Origin of the sequence: Methylibium petroleiphilum PM1 (assembly GCF_000015725.1) — a bacterium.
GTDB classification, from domain to species: Bacteria; Pseudomonadota; Gammaproteobacteria; order Burkholderiales; family Burkholderiaceae_C; genus Methylibium; species Methylibium petroleiphilum.
Genome location: NC_008825.1, coordinates 859,713 through 878,856, shown reverse-complemented (window position 1 = coordinate 878,856; position 19,144 = coordinate 859,713). Strand labels below are relative to the sequence as shown.

The following is a 19,144-nucleotide window of genomic DNA, read 5'->3' as shown; positions in this document are numbered from 1 at the left end:
GGGCTATAGCGGGCGCGGCGGCCTGAAGCGCGCCACACGGGCGGCACCCGACTGGGCCTTGGCCCGCACGCCGTGCCGCTGCTTGTACCACTGAGGCATGGCGCCGCGCTTGAGCCGCCAGTTCTTGCGCGGGTGCGTGTAGGCCGGCGGCGGCTCGCTCAGCGGCTCACCAGCGTGATAGCTGTCGGCCGCCGCGCTGCCGCTGCTGCCTCCGTTGCCGTCGGATGACGACAACGACTCCCAGGCCTGGTTCATCTCGCTGCTCGTCCTGTTCACTTCGCTGGACACCGATTGCTCGACGTTGCGCGCAGCGTCCTCGAAGTCGGTCTTCATCTTCTTGAGCTCTTCGAGCTCGATGGAGCGATTGACCTCGGCCTTGACGTCGGCCACGTATCGCTGGGCCTTGCCCATCAGGTGGCCGACGGTGCGCGCGACCTTCGGCAGGCGTTCGGGACCGATCACGATCAGCGCCACCGCGCCGATCAGTGCGATCTTGTCGAAGCCGAAGTCGATCATGCGTGCGCCGCTCCGACCACTCAGGACTTCTGCTTCGCCTCGACGTCGACGGTGTTCGCGTCGGCGCTCTTGTTCGCGGTGACCTGCTGCGCCGGATCGGCCGGCGCGGTCGAGCCGTCGCGCACGCCGTCCTTGAAGCCCTTCACGGCACCGCCGAGGTCGCTGCCGATGTTCTTGAGCTTCTTCGTGCCGAACACCAGCACGACGATCAACAGCACGATCAACCAGTGCCAAATGCTGAAGGAACCCATGTCGTTCTCCTGAAGACCCGGTAAGGGCAGCCGCAGATTTTAGGCCAGCCCCGCATGACAGACCCGCAAAGCGGGCCGAGGTTCACCCCTTGGCCCAGGGGCGGGGGCCGCCGATCACGTGCATGTGCAGGTGGTAGACCTCCTGCATGCCGTCCTTGCCGGTGTTGATCAGGGTGCGGAAGCCGTTGTCGACGCCCAGTTCACGCATCAGCCGCGGGGCCAGCGCCAGCATGCGCCCCATCAGCTCCTGGTCACCGGGGCCGATGTCGGCGAGTGTCGCGATGTGGCGCTTGGGGATCACCAGCACATGCACCGGCGCCCAGGGGTTGATGTCGTGGAAGGACAGCAGGTGCTCGTCCTCGTAGGCCTTGCGGGACGGGATCTGCCCGGCAATGATCTTGCAGAAGATGCAGTTCGGATCGTGGTCGCTCATGGGGGACGGCGCAGAAAGTGGTCAGGACGGCATCGGCTGGTTGCCGTTGAGATTCAGCCAGCCGCGCACGATGCGGTAGAGGAACCAGATGGAGATCAGCCCCCAGGCGATCCAGCCCGGGATGAAGAACAGCAGCCACAGCCAGGAGGTGAGGATGTACAGGCCCCCGGCCCACAGCACGGACCGGATGCGCCAGCTGAAGTGCGAGGCCTGCCAGGTGCCCGCGGCCTCGTCCTTCTTCACCATGTCGATGATGAAGGCCACGATCAGCAGCGCCACGCTGGCCTGCACGCCGGGCAGCACCGCACCGACCGCGACGATCAGGTGCAACAGGTAGCTGACGGTGCCGACCGTCTTCAGGGAGCGCTCGCGCTCGTCGCTGTCGATCACCGTGCTCATGGGCCGCTCTCCTTCGTGGACTCGGCCTCGCGGCCCCTGACCTTGCGCAATGCGAACTCCTCGAGACCCGACTGGCCCTCGCGGCGCTCGAGCTCGGCCAGCACCTGGGCCGGCGTGAGGCCGAAATGCGCCAGCGCCACCATGGCGTGGAACCACAGGTCTGCCGCCTCGGCGACGATCTTCGGGCGGTCGCCGTCCTTGGCCGCCATCACGAACTCGGTCGCTTCCTCGCCCACTTTCTTGAGGATCGCATCGGTGCCCTTGTGGAACAGCCGCGCGACGTAGCTCGCCTCGGGGTCGCCGCCGCGGCGCGATTCGATCACGGCCGCCAGACGGGCCAGGGTGTCGTCGCCACTCATCTGTAGATGTGCTCCGGGTCCTTCAGCACCAGCTCGACCGCGTGCCAGGCGCCGCTCTCATACCGTTGATAGAAGCAGCTGTGGCGACCGGTGTGGCAGGCGATCGAGGGCTCATGGCCGAGCTGTTCGACCTTCAGCAGCAGCACGTCGTTGTCGCAGTCCAGCCGCATGTCGCGCACCTTCTGGATGTGGCCCGACTCCTCGCCCTTGTGCCACAGCCTGCCGCGCGAGCGGCTCCAGTACACCGCCTCGCCCAGTTCGGCCGTGCGCGCCAGCGCCTCGCGGTTCATCCACGCGAACATCAGCACGTCGCCGGTGGCGGCTTCCTGCGCGATCACCGGCAGCAGGCCGTCGCGGTCCCAGCGAATGTCATCGAGCCAAGTCATGCCCGGCAGTTTAGCGAGTCAGGGCAATCCCCTCCCGAACGGCGCCATCGGCAAACAACGATCCACCGAGTGGACGCCGTGGATCCGGCTCCGCCGGTCCACTAGCGTCGCCCCCTCGAGGGGGAGCGGCGCAGCCGCAACGGGGATGGGCCACACACGCAACGGGGGTGGATTACATCCTGACGGGGATGCCGTGCTCGGCCATCAAGGCCTTGGCCTGGCCGACGGTGAACGTGCCGTAGTGGAAGATGCTGGCGGCCAGCACCGCATCGGCGCCACCGACCTGGATGCCCTCGGCGAGGTGCTCCAGCGCGCCGACGCCGCCCGAGGCGATCACCGGCACCGGCACCGCGTCGCTGACCGCGCGCGTCAGCGGCAGGTTGAAGCCGATCTGCGTGCCGTCGCGGTCCATGCTGGTCAGCAGGATCTCGCCGGCGCCGAACTCGGCCATCTGCTGCGCCCAGGCCACTGCATCGAGGCCGGTGTTCCTGCGTCCGCCGTGCGTGTAGACCTCCCAGCCCTCGCCGCCCACCCGGGCCTTGGCATCGATGGCGACCACGATGCACTGCGCGCCGTACTTGTCGGAGGCGTCACGGATCAGCTGCGGGTTCGCGACCGCCGCCGAGTTGAAACTCACCTTGTCGGCCCCGGCATTGAGCAGGCGGCGCACGTCCTCGACGCTGCGCACTCCGCCGCCGACGGTGAGCGGGATGAAGACCTGCGAGGCCACCGCCTCGATGATGGGCAGGATGAGGTCGCGCCCGTCGCTGGTGGCGGTGATGTCGAGGAAGGTCAGTTCGTCGGCGCCCTGCTCGTTGTAGCGCGCGGCGATCTCCACCGGGTCGCCGGCATCACGCAACTCGACGAAGTTGACGCCCTTGACGACGCGGCCGCCGGTGACGTCGAGGCAGGGGATGATGCGCTTGGCGAGCATGCGGGGGCGCCGCTCAGGCGTCGCCGTTCAGCGCGTCGGCCCGCGCCTGCGCCGCGGCGAAGTCGAGGTCGCCGGTGTAGATCGCCCGACCGCAGATCACACCCTCGATGCCCTCGCCTTCGACGGCGCACAGGCGCTCGATGTCGGCGATGTCGCTGAGGCCCCCCGAGGCGATCACCGGGATGGTGAGTGCCTGCGCCAGCTTGACGGTGGCGTCGATGTTGATGCCGCTCAGCATGCCGTCGCGGCCGATGTCGGTGTAGATCACGCCCTCGACGCCGTAGTCCTCGAACTTCTTCGCCAGGTCCACCACCTCGTGGCCGGTCAGCTTGCTCCAGCCGTCGGTCGCGACCTTGCCGTCCTTGGCATCGAGCCCCACGATGATGTGGCCGCCGAAGGCCGTGCAGGCATCGCGCAGGAAGCCCGGGTTCTTGACCGCGGCGGTGCCGATGATCACGTAGGACAGGCCGTCGTCGAGGTAGCGCTCGATGGTGTCGAGGTCACGGATGCCGCCGCCCAGTTGCACCGGGATCTCGTCGCCCACTTCCTTCAGGATGGCCTTGATCGCCGGCTCGTTGACCGGCTTGCCGGCGAAGGCGCCGTTCAGGTCGACCAGGTGCAGGCGGCGCGCCCCGGCGTCGAGCCAGCGCCGGGCCATCGCGACGGGGTCCTCACCGAAGGTGGTGGACACATTCATGTCGCCTTGCTTCAGGCGCACGCAGCGGCCGTCTTTCAGGTCGATGGCAGGGATCAGCAACATGGCTGTCAGGGGGATGGGGGGTCAGGGGCACCAGCCGAGGAAGTTGCGGTACAGGGCCAGGCCGTGTGCAGCGCTCTTCTCGGGGTGGAACTGGGTGGCAAAAATATTATCGCGTGCCACCGCACTGGTAAAGCGCGCGCCATAGTCGGTTTCACCAACGCTGTGCGCCGGATCGGCCGGCTGCGCATAGAAGCTGTGCACGAAATAGAACCAGCTGGCATCGGGCACGCCGGCCCACACCGGGTGCGGACGGGCCTGCAGCACCTGGTTCCAGCCCATCTGCGGCACCTTGTAGCGGCTGCCGTCGGGCTGGAGTCGGCCTTCGAGCTGGAAGCGCCGCACCCGGCCCGGGATCAGGCCCAGGCCGGGCGTGTCCTGTTCCTCGCTGTGGTCGAGCAGCATCTGCATGCCGACGCACACGCCCATCAGCGGCTTGTCGGCGGCGGCCTCGAGCACGGCGGCCCGCAGGGCGCCCCCGTGCGCCTCTCGCAGCTCGCGCATGCAGTCGCGCATCGCGCCCTGGCCGGGCAGCACCACGCGTTCGGCAGCGCGCACCACCTCGGGCTCGGCCGTCACAACCACCTCGAAGCCGGTCCCGGCGGCCGCGTGCAGCACGGCCTGCGACACCGAGCGCAGGTTGCCCATGCCGTAGTCGATGACCGCCACGCGACGGCTCATGTCAGAGGCTGCCCTTGGTGGAAGGGATGACGCCGGCCATGCGCGGGTCGCGCTCCAGCGCCATGCGCAGCGCTCGGGCGAAGGCCTTGAAGACCGTCTCGCACTGGTGGTGGGCGTTGTCGCCGTGCAGGTTGTCGATGTGCAGCGTGACGCCGGCATGGTTCACGAAGCCCTGGAAGAACTCGTAGACCAGCTGGGTGTCGAGCGCGCCGATCATGCCGGCCTTGAACGGCACGCGCATGTGCAGCCCGGGCCGGCCGGAGAAGTCGACCACCACGCGGCTCAGCGCCTCGTCGAGCGGCACGTAGGCATGGCCGTAGCGACGCAGCCCCTTCTTGTCGCCGACCGCCTTGGCGAAGGCCTGACCGAGCGTGATGCCAACGTCCTCGACGGTGTGGTGACCGTCGATGTGCAGGTCGCCGTCGGCCTCGATCTCCAGGTCGACCAGCCCGTGGCGCGCCAGCTGGTCGAGCATGTGGTCGAAGAAGCCGATGCCGGTGGCGAGCCTGGCCACGCCCGTGCCGTCGAGGTCGACGCGCACGCGGATCTTCGTTTCGGCGGTGTCGCGCCGGACTTCGGCAACACGGTTCGGTTCGGTCATGACAGGATGCCTTTCAGGGCCGCGATCATCTGGTCGTTCTCTTCGGGCAGGCCGACGGTGAGGCGCAGGCAGTTTGCCAGCAGCGGGTGCAGGCCGGACACGTTCTTCACCAGCACGCCGCGCGCCTTCAGGCCCTCGAAGGCGGCCTTCGCGTCGGGCACCCGCACCAGCACCATGTTGGCCTCGCTCGGGAACGGCGTGGCGCCCGACATCGCGCGCAGCGCGTCCAGCAGCCGCGCGCGCTCGGCGCGCAGCACGGCGGCCTGGCGCGCGAACTCGTCCTCGTGCTCCAGCGCGAACAGCGCCGCCTCGCAGTTCAGCACGCTCACGTTGTAGGGCGGGCGCACCTTGTCGATCTCGGCCACCAGCGCGGTCGGACCCATCAGGTAGCCCAACCGCACACCGGCCAGGCCGAACTTGCTGAGCGTGCGCATCAGCAGCACGTGGTCGTGGTGCGCCAGCCGGTCGATGTAGCTGCGGCTCGCGAAGGGCTGGTAGGCCTCGTCGATCACCACCAGGCCGCCGTGCTCGCGCACCGCGTCGACGACGCGCTCGATCACCGCGTCGTCCCACAGGTTGGCGGTCGGGTTGTTCGGGTAGGCCAGGTAGGTGAGGGCCGGCCGGTGCTCGCGCACCGCGGCCAGCATCGCCGCGGCGTCGAGCTCGAAGTCGGCGGTCAGCGGCACGCCGACGAAGCGCAGCCCCTGCAGCCGGGCCGACATCTCGTACATCACGAAGCCCGGCAGCGGCGCCAGCACGGTGGCGCCCGGCACATCGCAGGCCATGCTGAGCAGCGAGATCAGCTCGTCGGAGCCATTGCCCAGCATCAGCGCGCAACCGGGCGGCAGGCCAGCGTGGCGGGCCAGCGCCGCGCGCAGCTCGTCGGTGCGCGTGCCGGGATAGCGGTTGATCGCCAGCGCGCCGAGCCGGCGGCCCAGCTCGGCCTGCAACGCGGCGGGCAGGCGGTGCGGGTTCTCCATCGCGTCGAGCTTCACGAAGCCGTCCGACGGCTGGATCGCGTAGGCGTGCATGTTCTGCACGTCCTGGCGGACGAAGCGCGCGAGGCGGGGCGCGAGCGGGGGTCCGCCGTTGTTGCTGTTGCTGCTGCTCATCGTGCCGCTCTCGGCTTCTTCGCCAGCCGCATCTCGGCCGCCTGCGCGTGCGCCTGCAGGCCCTCGCCGTAGGCCAGCTCGGCGGCGATCACGCCCAGCGTCTGCGCGCCCTGCTCGCTGACCTCGATCAGGCTGCTGCGCTTCTGGAAGTCGTAGACGCCCAGCGGCGAGCTGAAGCGCGCGGTGCCCGAGGTCGGCAGCACGTGGTTCGGCCCGGCACAGTAGTCGCCCAGCGATTCGCTGGTGTAGGCACCGAGGAAGATCGCGCCGGCGTGGCGCAGCAGCGGCTCCCAGCGGTGCGGCTCGTTCGAGCTCACTTCCAGGTGCTCGGGCGCGATGCGGTTGCTGATCTCGCAGGCCTCTTCCATCGAGCGGGTGTGGATCAACGCGCCGCGCCCTTCCAGCGAAGCGCGGATGATGGCAGCGCGCGGCATGCCGGGCAGCAGCCGGTTGATCTCTGCCTGTACTGCGTCGAGATAGGCCGCATCGGGGCACAGCAGGATGCTCTGCGCCAGCTCGTCGTGCTCGGCCTGGCTGAACAGGTCCATCGCCACCCAGTCGGCCGGCGTGCTGCCGTCGGCCAGCACCAGAATTTCGCTGGGTCCGGCGATCATGTCGATGCCCACCGTGCCGAACACGCGCTTCTTCGCGCTCGCCACATAGGCGTTGCCGGGGCCGGTGATCTTGTCGACCTGCGGCACCGTGGCCGTGCCGTAGGCGAGTGCGGCCACCGCCTGCGCGCCGCCGATCGTGAAGGCGCGCGTCACGCCCGCCACGTGCGCGGCGGCCAGCACCAGGGTGTTGCGCTCGCCCTTCGGCGTGGGCACCACCATCACGATCTCGGGCACGCCGGCCACATGGGCCGGCACCGCATTCATCAGCAGGCTGGACGGATAGGCCGCCTTGCCACCCGGCACGTAGATGCCCACGCGGTCCAACGGCGTGACCTTCTGGCCCAGCAGCGTGCCGTCCTCGTCGCGGTAGCTCCAGCTGCGGCCGCAGGCGTCGAGCTGGCGCTCGTGGTAGCTGCGGATGCGGCGCGTGGCCTGCTGCAGCGCGTCGCGCTGCGCCGGCGTGATGGCCGCGAAGGCGGCGGCGAAATCGGCCTGCGTCAGCTCGAGCTCGCCCATCGAGCCGACCGGCAGTGCGTCGAAGCGCGCGGTGTACTCCAGGACCGCGGCGTCGCCGCGCTGCCGCACGTCGGCCAGGATCTCCGCCACACGGCCCTCGATCGCGTCGTCGGTCTCCGCCGACCAGTGCTGCACGGCCCGGAATGCCGCCTCGAAATCGGGCTGCGTGGTGGCCAGGCGGCGCAGGTTCACGCGGGCGGGGGCGCTCATGTTCACTCCTGGGGGATGGCTGCTGCGAAGGCGTCGATCAGCGGACGGATCGCCTCGCGCTTGAGCTTCAGCGCGGCCTGGTTCACCACCAGCCGCGACGAGATGTCCATGATCCGCTCGACCTCGAGCAGGTGGTTGGCCTTGAGCGTGCTGCCGGTCGACACCAGGTCGACGATGGCATCGGCCAGGCCGGTCAGCGGCGCCAGCTCCATCGAGCCGTAGAGCTTGATCAGGTCGACGTGCACGCCCTTGTCGGCGAAGTGGTCGCGCGCGACGCTCACGTACTTGGTGGCGACGCGGATGCGCGAGCCCTGCTTCACCGCCGCCGCGTAGTCGAAGTCGGCCCGCACCGCCACGCTCATGCGGCACTTGGCGATGCGCAGGTCCAGCGGCTGGTACAGGCCCTGACCGCCATGCTCCAGCAGCACGTCGAGCCCGACCACGCCGAGGTCGGCGCCGCCATGCTGCACATAGGTGGGCACGTCGGTAGCGCGCACCAGCACCACGCGCACGTCGGGCCGGTTGGTCGGCAGGATGAGCTTGCGCGAGGTCTCGGGGTCCTCGGTGACCTCGATGCCTGCCGCCTTCAGCAGCGGCAGCGTCTCTTCGAAGATGCGGCCCTTCGACAGCGCGAGCGTGATGCTCATGGGGCCTCCCGCCGGGCCGCCCGGATGGAGGCCTCGCGCCCTCGGGGCGAAGCGAACGAGGTGCGCGTGAGGACTGTCATTTCACTCTTTCGATGTCCGCGCCCAGGGCGCGCAGCTTCGTTTCCATCTGGTCGTAGCCGCGGTCCAGGTGGTAGATGCGGTCGACCAGGGTCTCGCCGCTGGCCACCAGGCCGGCGATCACCAGGCTGGCCGAGGCGCGCAGGTCGGTGGCCATCACCGTGGCGCCCGACAGCTGCGGCACGCCGGTGACGATGGCCGTGTGGCCGTCGACCTCGATCTTCGCGCCCAGGCGCACCAGTTCATCGACGTGCATGAAGCGGTTCTCGAAGATGGTCTCGGTGACGCGCGCCGTGCCCTCGGCAATGCAGTCGAGCGCCATGAACTGCGCCTGCATGTCGGTCGGGAAGGCCGGGTACTCGCTGGTGCGGAAGCCCACCGCCTTCAGCTTGCCGTCGGAGGCCACGCGGATCCAGTCGCTGCCGGCCTCGATGCGGACGCCGGCCTCGCGCAGCTTGTCGATCACCGCGTCCAGGTGGTCGGCGCGCGCGTGCTTCAGCAGCACCTCGCCGCCGGCCGCGGCCACCGCGCACAGGAAGGTGCCGGCCTCGATGCGGTCGGGCACCACGCGGTGCCCGCCGCGCGGCGCGTGCAGTTGCGCGACGCCCTGGATGCGGATCTTGCTGCTGCCGTGGCCCTCGATCTTCGCGCCCATCGAGATCAGCATCTCGGCCAGGTCGGGGATCTCGGGCTCCTGCGCGGCGTTCTCGAGCACGGTCTCGCCGTCGGCCAGTGTCGCGGCCATCAGCAGGTTCTCGGTGCCGGTGACGGTCACCATGTCCGTCGTGATGCGCGCACCGCGCAGCCCGCCCGAGGCCTTGGGCGCCTTCGCGATGATGTAGCCGTGCTCGACGCTGATCTGCGCGCCCATCGCCTGCAGGCCCTTGATGTGCTGATCCACCGGCCGCGAGCCGATCGCGCAGCCGCCCGGCAGCGACACCGTGGCCTCGCCGAAGCGCGCCAGCAGCGGTCCCAGCACCAGGATCGACGCCCGCATGGTCTTCACCAGGTCGTAGGGGGCCTCGGGGCTGCTGACCGGGCCGGCGTCGATGGTCACTTCGTCGGGGCGGCTCTCGCTGCGCTCGGCGACGGCACCCATATTGCGCAGCAGCTTCAGCGTGGTCGAGACGTCCTGCAGGCGCGGCACGTTCGAGAAGCGCACCGGCTCGGCCGTCAGCAGCGCAGCGCACAGCTCCGGCAGCGCCGCGTTCTTGGCGCCCGAGATCGCGACCTCGCCGTGGAGACGGCGGCCGCCGCGAATGATGAGTTTGTCCATGGTGCGGTGCTCGTCACCGCCCTGCATCACGCGCTTGCACGGACCGCCCTCGCCACGAGGGAGCGCACAAGCCGCGCCACAGGGCGGCTTGTGGATCAGTGGTGGTGGGCAGCGGCGGCGCGGGGCTCGGAGCCCTGCACCGCGAATTCGGCCGGCGTCAGCGTCTTCATCGACAGCGCGTGGATTTGTTCGCGCATTCTATCGCCGAGCGCCGCGTAGACCCGCTGGTGGCGGCGGACGCGGCTCAGGCCGTCGAACTCGGCCGACACGATGGTGGCGAAGAAATGGCGGCCGTCGCCATCCACCTGCAGGTGCTCGCAGGCGAGCCCTTGCGCGATGTAGCGCTGCACGTCGTCTGCGGTGGGGTCGGCCATGTCACCAGTGTATCGGGCGTTCAGGAGCGCAGCTTGTAGCCGGTCTTCAGCAGCCGCAGCGCCACCGCCGAGACGGCCGCCAGGCTGGTGGCGACCACCCCCAGGCTGACCCACGGACTCACGTCGCTGATGCCGAAGAAGCCGGCCCGGAATCCGTCGATCATGTAGAAGAAGGGATTGAGATGGCTCACCGCCTGCCAGAACGGCGGGAGCGAGTCGATCGAATAGAACACGCCCGACAGAAAGGTCATCGGCATCACGACGAAGTTCTGGAACGCCGCGATCTGGTCGAACTTCTCGGCCCACAGGCCGGCCACCAGGCCCAGCGCGCCCATCATCGCGGACCCCAGCACCGCGAACACCAGCGCCCAGGCCGGCGCGGCCAGGCCGGGCGGCGCGAACCACACGGTGACGGCCAGCACCCCGGCGCCCACCACCAGGCCGCGCACCACCGAGGCGCCCGCATAGGCCGCGAACCAGGCCCAGTGCGACAACGGCGTCACCAGCAGGAAAACGAGGTTGCCGGTCACCTTGCTCTGGATCAGCGACGAGCTGCTGTTGGCGAAGGCGTTCTGCAGCACGCTCATCATCACCAGCCCCGGGATCAGGAAACTGGTGTAGCCGACGCTGCCGTAGACCTTCACATGGGCTTCGAGCGCATGGCCGAAGATCAGCAGGTAGAGCACGGCGGTCAGCACCGGCGCCGCCACGGTCTGGAAGCTGACCTTCCAGAACCGCAGCATCTCCTTGTAAAGCAGCGTGCGCGCGCCGGTCATGACTGCCCCTCGTCCGACGAGTACGTCGGCCGATCCCCCGCGGGGATGCGGGCCGGCTTGGGAGCGGCCCGGCGCTCGGCCCGCGGCGCGCCGGTCATGCCGCCCCCTTCTGCGGTTCGCCCTGCATGATCTCGAGGAACACGTCCTCCAGGTCGGCGCGGCCGATCTCCAGTTCCTCCACGCGCACCTCGGCGCTGCGCAGCAGCGCGAGCAGCGTCTCCACCTCGGCGGCGTCGTGTGCGGTGAGCTGCACGATGCGACCGGTCACGCGCGCCTGCGCCGCCACTGCCGGCGGCAGCGCCTGGTCGGTCTTGAAGCGCAGCATGGTGCTCGCGGTGCCGGCCAGCAGGTTGGCGGTGCGGTCCAGCGCCACCACGCGGCCCTGCTTGAGCATCGCGATGCGACCGCACAGCGCCTCGGCCTCTTCCAGGTAGTGCGTGGTCAGCAGCACGGTGTGGCCCTCGCGGTTGAGCCGCGCGATGAACTGCCACAGCGTCTGGCGCAGTTCCACGTCGACCCCGGCGGTCGGCTCGTCGAGCACGATCACCGGCGGCCGGTGCACCAGCGCCTGCGCCACCAGCACGCGGCGCTTCATGCCGCCCGACAGCTGGCGCATGTTGGCGTCGGCCTTGTCGGCCAGCCCCAGGTGGTGCAGCAGTTCGTCGATCCAGGCATCGTTGGCCTTGCGGTCGACGCGCACGCCGAAGTAGCCGCTCTGGATGCGCAGCGTCTCGCGCACCGAGAAGAAGGGGTCGAACACCAGCTCCTGCGGCACGATGCCCAGCGCGCGGCGCGCGGCCGCGTAGTCGTCCACCACGTCGTGGCCCTGCACCGTGACGCGCCCTCGGGTCGCGCGGCTCAGGCCGGCCAGGATGCTGATCAGCGTGGTCTTGCCGGCCCCGTTGGGGCCGAGCAGGCCGAAGAAGTCGCCCGGCTCGATGTCGAAACTCACGTCCTGCAGCGCATGCAGGTCGCCGCGCTGGCTGCCGCGCGGGGCAAGGTAGGTCTTGGAAACGGAGTCGAAACGAACGGCCGGCATGAAGGTCTCGGAGGACAGCCGGAGATTGTAGGCAGGCCCCGCCATCGGTGCTGGCCGCATTGGTGGCGCGTGATCTTGATGCTAGATTGCCCGCAAACCAGCCCTCTCGCCCGCCGCGAGACGACCGCGCCATGAGCCCACGGGTCCCGAAGAAAGCACCGCGCCGCACGGCCGAGCGCATCCTGGAGGTGACGCTGGAACTGTTCAACCGCTTCGGCGAGCCCAACGTCAGCACCACGCTGATCTCGGCCGAGCTCAACATCAGCCCCGGCAACCTCTACTACCACTACCCGGCCAAGGACGAGCTGATCAACAGCCTGTTCGACCGCTACGAGGCCGCGCTCACCGAGCTGCTGCGGGCGGCCGACAACGTGCGCAACGTCGAGGACGCCTGGCTGTTCTTCCACATGCTGTTCGAGCTGATCTGGCAGTACCGCTTCCTGTACCGCGACCTGAACGACCTGCTCAGCAAGAACCGGCGCCTGGAGACCCACTTCCAGTTCGTGCTGAAGAACAAGCAGCATGCGGTCAAGGCGGTGCTCGACGGCCTGAGCCGCGCGCAGGCGATGCGCATCGACGCGCGCGAGGCCGAGCCGGTGGCCACCTCGATGGTGGTGGTGCTGACCTACTGGCTCAGCTACGAGTACGTGCGCGACCCGCGCAAGGCATTGGAGCCCGAAAGCGCCGGCGCGGCGCTGCTGCGCGGCGCCCAGCACGTGCTCAGCCTGCTGATGCCCTACCTCGATCCGGGCCAGCGCGAGCACCTGCTGATGCTGGCCGGCAGCTACCAGCGCGACTGACCGATAAGAACGACCGATTCCCCGGAACGACGCAGGAGACAAGCACCATGGCCAAGTGGACCGCCTTCCCTTACGACAACGCCGACTACGTGCACGACGCCGCGGCGCTGAAGAAGCACTGGGCCCGGCTGCACGCAGGCGACGCCGAGCCCTGGCCCAAGGACGCCGCGGTGCAGGAAGCCTGGGCGCTGTTCCACGCCGGAGAGTTCAGGAAGGCGGTCGATGCCGGGCTGAAGGCCGGCGCGAATGGAGCAACAGCAGGCATCACCGCGGCCAACAAGGCCCAGGCGATCTACGCCAACTACCTGGAGAAGAGCGAGAAGACCAAGCTCGACCTCTTCCTCGAGCTCGCCCAGCGCGCCGAGGCCCAGGCCGCCGCCGAGCCGAAGAACGCCAACGCGCACTACCTGATGGCCTATGCGGTGGGCCGCTACGGCCAAGGCATCAGCGTCGCGAAGGCGCTCGCCCAGGGGCTGGGCAGCAAGGTGAAGAACGCGCTGGAGACCACCATCAAGCTGGCCCCGAAGCACGCCGATGCGCACATCGCGCTCGGCGCCTTCCACGCCGAGGTGATCGACAAGGTCGGCAAGCTGCTCGGCAGGACCCAGGGCGCCGATGCCGCGACCGGGCTGAAGATGTTCCAGGCCGCGTTGAAGCTCAACCCGACCAGCGCGATCGCGATGGTGGAATACGCCAACGGCCTGGTGATGCTCGAGGGCGACAAGCGCATGAAGGAGGCCGAACAGCTCTACGCGCAGGCGGCCGCGTGCACACCGGCCGACGCGATGGAGCGCCTGGACGTGGAGATGGCGAAGGCCGAACTGGAGGACTGAGGTGAGCGCGACACCCCCTGCCGGCCCGGCAGCCGCAGCCGCCTATGTGATCGGCCACATCGTCATCAAGGACCCCGACACCTGGTTGGCCTACCGGAACCAGGTGCCCGCGACCCTGGTGCCCTGGCAGGGCGAGATCCTGGTGCGCGGCCGGCGCGCGGTCGAACTGGCCGGCCACTCGCCGTTCACCGACACCGTCGTCATCCGATTTCCGGACACCGCCGCGGTCGAGGGCTGGTACCGCTCACCGGCCTACCAGGCACTGATCCCGCTGCGCGAGCGGGCGGCCGAGGTGGTGCTGGTGGGCTACGCGATGTAGCCGACCGAAGCGGTCGCGTATTCATGCCGGTGCGGCTGTGACGTCGGACACCTTGAAAACGCTGATGGCTTGCGTCAACGAAACAGCTTGCGAATGCAGGCTGTCGGAAGCCACGGCGGCCTGCTCCACCAATGCAGCATTCTGCTGCGTCACGATGTCCATTTGCCCGACCGCTTGAGCGATCTCCGTGACAGAGACGCATTGATCGCGCATCTCTACAGCAATCTCCGATATGACAACGGCCACTTCCTTGATTGCCGTCTCGACTTCCGCGATGACGGCATCGGATCGGTGAGCAAGATCGGATCCGGACATCACCCGCACAGCCGACTCATCGATCAGTTGCTTGATTTCCCTGGCAGCACTGGCCGAACGCTGCGCCAGCTCCCTCACTTCGGCAGCCACCACGGCGAAGCCGCGCCCTTGCTGTCCTGCCCTCGCCGCTTCGACTGCAGCATTCAGCGAAAGAATATTGATCTGGGATGCAATGCCATCGATCACGCTGGTGATGTTCGAAATCAGCTCTGATGAAGTCTTGATGTGCGTCATCATCTCGACGAGCTGGGAACCGATTTCACGACCGACCGTTGCCCTGCTGGCGGCAGTGAATGCCAGCGAGTTTGCCCGTTCCGCTCCAACGGCACTCCGCTCCGCCGCGGCTTTGAGTTCCACCGTTGAAGCCGCTGTCTTCTGCAGAGCGGCGGCTTGGGATTCAGTCCGCGCAGACAGATTCGAGTTGCCCGACGCGACTTCCCTCGTCGCCTTGCTGATCTGGCCGGAACCTGCACTGACTTGGCGAACCAAGTCAGCGAGACTGTTCTTCATGTTGTTCAATGCACCCATCAGTTCGCCAAACTCGTCCTTCGAGCGAACGGCAATGGCGGCGTCAAGGTTTCCTCCTGCGATCGTCTGTGCGACCGTCAAAATCTCGTTGATCGGCCGAAGCGTGCCGCGACGCAGGAAGACCAGTGTCGCTCCGAGCAGCACCAGGCCGGTGATTGCGGATGCGGTCAGCAACTCCTTGGCAAACTTCACGGCCGTCGGGAGAAGTTCGGCAAACCTGTCCGAGTTTTCCGAGACAGGCATCATCTTGAGACGAAGAGACTGCGCAGTGGCAGAACTGACACCGCTCTCCGCGGTCGACGACTGCAGAGTCGAGCGCACCTCTTCGAGATCGAAGACATCCTTGCGAGGTAACTCGATGATGGGAGCAAATCCGAGGATCTTGAAGACCAGTTTCTCCGCCTCCAACAATTCCGCATCCGCGCTCCGCGCGTAACCCTGACCGAGATCGATGTACTGCAGGAGCTCGCGACGCATCCGACCGTCGTCCACATGCTCGTCGCTGCGTATCGAGGCGAGCAGCTTCTCGATTTCGGAGACCTGTGCGAGATGCATCCGTTCAAAATAGTGCAACTGGGCGCATTTCCCGAGGATTCTGTTGCCCCACAGAACGATGGCGGAAACCATCAGCACCACGATCATGGCGCCGTGGAATTTCTGGCGCAGACTCAGATTCAGCATCACTTGCCCTAAGTTGCACGGACTCGCTCTGTGACGGACTCGCCCGCACCATCAGAGCGATAGCGAGGCCTTCGACGACCTCGACTCCATAGCGCTGATGAACTGATGCCTCCGAAACCCGTGGTCGGAAGCCTCGTCAAAACGGCAGGACGTAAGCCAGCGACATGTTGTTCTGAGAGTGACTGATGCTGATCGGATCCGAGGTGTTCGGGAGCGTCGAGTTGCTCATCGACTGCTTGAAGGCGTGCGAATACGCCACATCGATACGGCTCCCCGCCGGGAAGTTGTACGAGAGACCTGCAGACAGGTGCTTCCTGGGGATGGCCGGAATTACTGCAAACAGTGTTTCGGAGCGCAGTGCCTGACTCGCAATCCGGAAGCCTCCGCGCCACGTCCAGTTGTCGACTCCGTAGGCCATTCCGACCGACAGCACGGTCTGGTCTCTATAGCCTTGCGGCAGGAGGATGTCGATGTTGCCGATGCCGCCATCGGCAACGAATCCAACGTTGATGTCCTTCATCGCATGCCGCCAGAACACACGAGAAATATCAGCGGCCACAAGCCACCGACTGTCGATCCGGTGCGAAACTCCAAAGTCCACGTGAGCCGGCATCTTGAAGTCCCGGAGCTTGATCCGACCATTCAGTGGAATCTGCCCCGCCGCACCGTCGACTGCCGTCAGCGTCGCACGTCCTTTCATGTCCTCCATCGATGCCTCGAGCGTGTATGCCACACCGAGGAGTGTCGCGTCCGTCGCTTTGTAGGTGAGCCCGACACGGCCACCGAATCCCCAAGCATCGACGCCGCTGTTCAGTGGTTGATCTCGCGTCAGACTGAAGTGCGCCCCACGAAGATCTGGCAGCCCTGCGAGAACGCCGATCAGACTGCCTGAGGCACGTCCGCTGCCAATCAGCGAACCCACCTGGTCCGCGCCCAGCAACAGTTCGAGGTTGAGGCCCTGCCAGACCGCGTCGAGACTACCGCCGATCGTCAGCCGCTCATCTACGGCATAGCTGACAGCAAAAGGGATGCTCAGTACCAGGAGTCGGCTGGAATTCTCCAAACCGCTCTCCAACGCACCGGTTGCCCGAGAGAGAAAGCTGCTGTTTCCATATTCGGTCCCCAACCCCCCCTGCGCGAATGCGCCAACGCCAAGTGCCAGTGCACCGCGTCGGTACACGAAAGCGGCCTCAGGCGCCACATACGGGCCTCGATTGTGCGAATGGCTGTTGGAACTGACCACTTCTCCGGTCGCTTGATTTCGAACATCGATGTCCGTATTCACCATGTCCAGGCCGAGATGGACCGATGCGCCCTCCTTGATCAACGACAGCGTGGCGGGATTGGTCATCATGCCCGGCGCGCCGACGTCCACCGCCGTTGCAGCGCCACCCAACCCGCGGGAAACGGCTCCATAGCCTTCGAGGCGGAAGACGTCAGTCGACGACGCAGGGTGCGAAAATGCAAGCAACGCCACCGTGGCAACGGCATGCAGCGCGAATTTTTTCATTTGTCATCCTCTTCAATTTTTGTTGTGTCGATTGGTTGCCAGAAGCGCTAGGGCTTGATGAGCATCTTCATCGCGCCATCTGACTTGGTGTGGAAGGTCGCGTACGCTGTCGCGATGTCCTCGAGAGAGAACGAGTGCGTGAAGTACTCCTGAGGTTTGATCACGCCCCGCTCCATCATTCGCAGTCCTTCCCACATGAACGGTTGCACGTTGGCGAATCCGTTCATGTGCAGAGAGATGTCACGCAGGAAAACGTCGGCCAGGTTGAGATTGAAGTTGCTGTCGGTGAAGACGCCGACGGCGGCTACCGTGCCTCCTGGCCTCACGATGTCCAGGCACATCTGCAGGGTCTCGGGATAGCCCACAACCTCGATCACCTTGTCAAAGCCCCGGCCGTCGCATTCAGCCAGCGCCTTGTCCTTCCATCCAGCCTGGGATGCATTGACGGTCACCGCACCCTTTACGCGCGCCACCGCCAGTCTGTGGGCTACCTTGTCGATGACCACCAGACGACCTGGGCCACGCTGCAGTGCGATATCCAATGCCATCAGGCCGGTCGGGCCGCACCCTACCAGGGCCACCGATTCACCCGGCTGAATATCGGCCAGCTTGTTGGCGATGATGGCCGACGGCAAGTTGCATGACAGCGTCAATGCGGCTTCGTCCGGAATCTGTCGAGGTACCTGGATGGCATGTCCATCGGCATGCGGAATCACCAGCGCTTCGGCGTGCGTGCCATTGAGATTCCCGAAGGGGACACCGAAGCCGTATACGGACTTCTTCGTCGTTTCGCAGTGCGCAGTCTGACCCACCTCACACATGTAGCAATGCCCGCAGGAGCAGGAGTAGGCCATGCTGACGCGATCGCCCTTCCGAAAGCGACCGACCGAGCGGCCGACAGCAATGACCTCGCCGATCAGTTCGTGCCCCGTCTGGGACTTCCCGCGCTCCATGATCGGATCGAGTGCCCCTCGATACAGATGGAGATCGGAACCGCAGATTGACGTGGCCGACACCTTGACCAGCATTTCGTGGTCTTGCCCGATGGCGGCATCCGGAATATCGACGGGTCGAATCTGCTCAGGACCGAAATAGACGGCGGCTTTCATCGCTTTCCTCCTCGTTGTTCAGGGATCGATCAGAAGTACCTGTCGAAGTGGATCTGCTGGAACGGAATTCGGTAGCGAACCATCAGCATTTCCTGGATCGCCTGCGTCATCGGCGGCGGACCGGCGAAATAGATCTCCTGCTCGGCCATTCGATCTCCAAGCAGCCGCGGGAGCCACTCGTGGACGAATCCGACATTGCCGGTCCAGCCGGCCTCCTCGGCGCTGCGCGCATCCGATACGACGGGGTGATAGCTGATGGTGTCGCCATAACCCGGAAGTGCGCGCAGCTGGGCTTCCCCGCACAGGTCGCGCGGCGCGCGCCCGCCATAGATGAAATGCAATCGTCTCGTCGCCAGCAATCCGGCAGCCGCCGCACCACGCGCGATCGAGACCATCGGCGCCAGGCCCGACCCTCCGGCGACGCAGACGATGTCGCGCTCGTTGTCGTTCCGCAGATAGGCCAACCCGTACGGGCCGTCGATCTCCACCTCGTCATTCAACCTGACGTTGTCGAACAGCATGTTGCTGGCCCGTCCGCGAGGAACACGGCGAATCTGGAAATGCCACTCGCCTTGCGGATTGGCCAAATTGGACATGGAGTAGCTACGCGGCGCGTTCACGCCTTCGATCGCAATGCTGGCGTACTGCCCTGGTAGAAAGTCCGCAGGCTCCTTCCCAGCGAATCGGAACTCACGGAGGTCGTGCGTGATGTCGACAACGCCGATCAGCCGGGCGCGCAGGCGGCGCGGCATGATCCTCGGTACGCACTCCGGATCGCTGCGTACCCTGATCGTGAGATCGCTCGTTGGCACGCATTGGCAGGCCAGCTGACGACCCTTGCGACGGTCACGCTCTGTCAGGCCCGGTGCTTCGGGCCAGAGCACCATCACCTCTCCTGCGACAAGATCGAACTTGCAGCTACCACATCCCCCAGAACTGCATTCGTACGGGAAGCCCACTCCGTTGCGCAGCGCGGCGCGAAGCAAGGTGTCTTGACCCCGCTGCGTGAAGCTTGCTGAACACCCGTCGATGTGGATCGCATGACTCACGTGGATTTTCCTCTCGGCAGCGCTCCGCCGTTGCACCCGTT

24 protein-coding genes are annotated in these 19,144 nt (G+C 66.8%); 3 read left to right on the top strand and 21 right to left on the bottom strand.

The features are described 5' to 3' along the window. Window positions 1-3 precede the first annotated feature (3 nt). The 17 genes from tatB to MPE_RS04120 all read right to left on the bottom strand — a co-directional run bounded on the left by tatB (window position 4) and on the right by MPE_RS04120 (window position 11,959). Window positions 4-516: a Sec-independent protein translocase protein TatB gene (gene tatB, locus MPE_RS04200; RefSeq protein ID WP_011828442.1), complete on the bottom strand. Its 513-nt coding sequence runs from the start codon at window positions 514-516 to the stop codon at window positions 4-6. 20 nt (window positions 517-536) lie between these two features. Continuing rightward, entirely contained in the window at window positions 537-767 is a 231-nt protein-coding gene (tatA, locus tag MPE_RS04195) for a Sec-independent protein translocase subunit TatA (RefSeq protein ID WP_011828441.1), read from the bottom strand. A gap of 82 nt (window positions 768-849) precedes the next feature. Then, complete coding sequence (locus MPE_RS04190) at window positions 850-1,200, bottom strand: histidine triad nucleotide-binding protein (protein WP_011828440.1); 351 nt, start codon at window positions 1,198-1,200, stop codon at window positions 850-852. A 21-nt stretch (window positions 1,201-1,221) separates the two neighbouring features. After that, window positions 1,222-1,599 carry a DUF4870 family protein gene (locus MPE_RS04185; RefSeq protein ID WP_011828439.1) on the bottom strand — a complete coding sequence of 126 codons (378 nt, stop codon included), beginning with the start codon at window positions 1,597-1,599 and terminating at the stop codon, window positions 1,222-1,224. Then, entirely contained in the window at window positions 1,596-1,958 is a 363-nt protein-coding gene (locus tag MPE_RS04180; protein ID WP_011828438.1) for a phosphoribosyl-ATP diphosphatase, read from the bottom strand. The genes MPE_RS04185 and MPE_RS04180 overlap by 4 nt, the downstream gene beginning before the upstream one ends. Next, entirely contained in the window at window positions 1,955-2,344 is a 390-nt protein-coding gene (gene hisI, locus MPE_RS04175) for a phosphoribosyl-AMP cyclohydrolase (protein ID WP_011828437.1), read from the bottom strand. The genes MPE_RS04180 and hisI overlap by 4 nt, the downstream gene beginning before the upstream one ends. 172 nt (window positions 2,345-2,516) lie before the next feature. After that, window positions 2,517-3,278, bottom strand: coding sequence for an imidazole glycerol phosphate synthase subunit HisF (gene hisF / locus MPE_RS04170; protein WP_011828436.1), 762 nt, complete (start codon window positions 3,276-3,278; stop codon window positions 2,517-2,519). A 13-nt stretch (window positions 3,279-3,291) separates the two neighbouring features. Beyond that, window positions 3,292-4,038 carry a 1-(5-phosphoribosyl)-5-[(5-phosphoribosylamino)methylideneamino]imidazole-4-carboxamide isomerase gene (hisA, locus tag MPE_RS04165; protein WP_011828435.1) on the bottom strand — a complete coding sequence of 249 codons (747 nt, stop codon included), beginning with the start codon at window positions 4,036-4,038 and terminating at the stop codon, window positions 3,292-3,294. A 21-nt stretch (window positions 4,039-4,059) separates the two neighbouring features. Then, a complete protein-coding gene (hisH, locus tag MPE_RS04160) occupies window positions 4,060-4,716 on the bottom strand; it encodes an imidazole glycerol phosphate synthase subunit HisH (RefSeq protein ID WP_011828434.1) in 657 nt (218 codons plus the stop codon). Between the two features lies 1 nt (window position 4,717). After that, the gene (gene hisB / locus MPE_RS04155; protein ID WP_011828433.1) at window positions 4,718-5,317 is read right to left on the bottom strand and encodes an imidazoleglycerol-phosphate dehydratase HisB; all 600 of its coding nucleotides are present in this window, start codon (window positions 5,315-5,317) and stop codon (window positions 4,718-4,720) included. Continuing rightward, complete coding sequence (gene hisC / locus MPE_RS04150; protein ID WP_011828432.1) at window positions 5,314-6,429, bottom strand: histidinol-phosphate transaminase; 1,116 nt, start codon at window positions 6,427-6,429, stop codon at window positions 5,314-5,316. The genes hisB and hisC overlap by 4 nt, the downstream gene beginning before the upstream one ends. Next, window positions 6,426-7,769 (bottom strand): histidinol dehydrogenase, encoded by a 1,344-nt coding sequence (hisD, locus tag MPE_RS04145; RefSeq protein WP_011828431.1) that lies wholly within the window; start codon window positions 7,767-7,769, stop codon window positions 6,426-6,428. Before hisD ends, hisC begins: the two co-directional genes overlap by 4 nt. Window positions 7,770-7,771: 2 nt before the next feature. Next, entirely contained in the window at window positions 7,772-8,416 is a 645-nt protein-coding gene (gene hisG, locus MPE_RS04140) for an ATP phosphoribosyltransferase (protein WP_011828430.1), read from the bottom strand. Between the two features lie 76 nt (window positions 8,417-8,492). Further along, window positions 8,493-9,770 (bottom strand): UDP-N-acetylglucosamine 1-carboxyvinyltransferase, encoded by a 1,278-nt coding sequence (gene murA, locus MPE_RS04135; protein WP_041929914.1) that lies wholly within the window; start codon window positions 9,768-9,770, stop codon window positions 8,493-8,495. A gap of 95 nt (window positions 9,771-9,865) precedes the next feature. Continuing rightward, on the bottom strand, window positions 9,866-10,144 hold the full coding sequence (locus MPE_RS04130) for a BolA family protein (RefSeq protein WP_011828428.1): 279 nt from the start codon (window positions 10,142-10,144) through the stop codon (window positions 9,866-9,868). 20 nt (window positions 10,145-10,164) lie between these two features. Continuing rightward, on the bottom strand, window positions 10,165-10,920 hold the full coding sequence (locus MPE_RS04125; protein ID WP_011828427.1) for an ABC transporter permease: 756 nt from the start codon (window positions 10,918-10,920) through the stop codon (window positions 10,165-10,167). A 94-nt stretch (window positions 10,921-11,014) separates the two neighbouring features. Further along, on the bottom strand, window positions 11,015-11,959 hold the full coding sequence (locus tag MPE_RS04120) for an ABC transporter ATP-binding protein (RefSeq protein WP_041929913.1): 945 nt from the start codon (window positions 11,957-11,959) through the stop codon (window positions 11,015-11,017). A 131-nt stretch (window positions 11,960-12,090) separates the two neighbouring features. Between MPE_RS04120 and MPE_RS04115 the strand changes: the two genes are divergently transcribed. The 3 genes from MPE_RS04115 to MPE_RS04105 are packed head-to-tail and all read left to right on the top strand — an operon-like array spanning window position 12,091 to window position 13,911. Continuing rightward, the gene (locus MPE_RS04115; protein ID WP_011828425.1) at window positions 12,091-12,759 is read left to right on the top strand and encodes a TetR/AcrR family transcriptional regulator; all 669 of its coding nucleotides are present in this window, start codon (window positions 12,091-12,093) and stop codon (window positions 12,757-12,759) included. Between the two features lie 47 nt (window positions 12,760-12,806). Beyond that, window positions 12,807-13,592 carry a tetratricopeptide repeat protein gene (locus tag MPE_RS04110; protein WP_011828424.1) on the top strand — a complete coding sequence of 262 codons (786 nt, stop codon included), beginning with the start codon at window positions 12,807-12,809 and terminating at the stop codon, window positions 13,590-13,592. Window position 13,593: 1 nt separating this feature from the next. Then, window positions 13,594-13,911, top strand: a complete 318-nt coding sequence (locus MPE_RS04105) for a DUF1330 domain-containing protein (RefSeq protein WP_011828423.1) — start codon at window positions 13,594-13,596, stop codon at window positions 13,909-13,911. A 21-nt stretch (window positions 13,912-13,932) separates the two neighbouring features. Here MPE_RS04105 and MPE_RS04100 read toward each other — a convergent pair whose 3' ends face one another. From MPE_RS04100 to MPE_RS04085, 4 genes are all read right to left on the bottom strand, one after another. Next, complete coding sequence (locus MPE_RS04100; protein WP_011828422.1) at window positions 13,933-15,435, bottom strand: methyl-accepting chemotaxis protein; 1,503 nt, start codon at window positions 15,433-15,435, stop codon at window positions 13,933-13,935. Between the two features lie 136 nt (window positions 15,436-15,571). Then, window positions 15,572-16,945: an OmpP1/FadL family transporter gene (locus tag MPE_RS04095; RefSeq protein ID WP_011828421.1), complete on the bottom strand. Its 1,374-nt coding sequence runs from the start codon at window positions 16,943-16,945 to the stop codon at window positions 15,572-15,574. A 47-nt stretch (window positions 16,946-16,992) separates the two neighbouring features. After that, window positions 16,993-18,054 (bottom strand): alcohol dehydrogenase, encoded by a 1,062-nt coding sequence (locus MPE_RS04090; protein WP_011828420.1) that lies wholly within the window; start codon window positions 18,052-18,054, stop codon window positions 16,993-16,995. A 29-nt stretch (window positions 18,055-18,083) separates the two neighbouring features. Beyond that, window positions 18,084-19,103, bottom strand: coding sequence for a 2Fe-2S iron-sulfur cluster-binding protein (locus MPE_RS04085; protein WP_011828419.1), 1,020 nt, complete (start codon window positions 19,101-19,103; stop codon window positions 18,084-18,086). Window positions 19,104-19,144 lie beyond the last annotated feature (41 nt).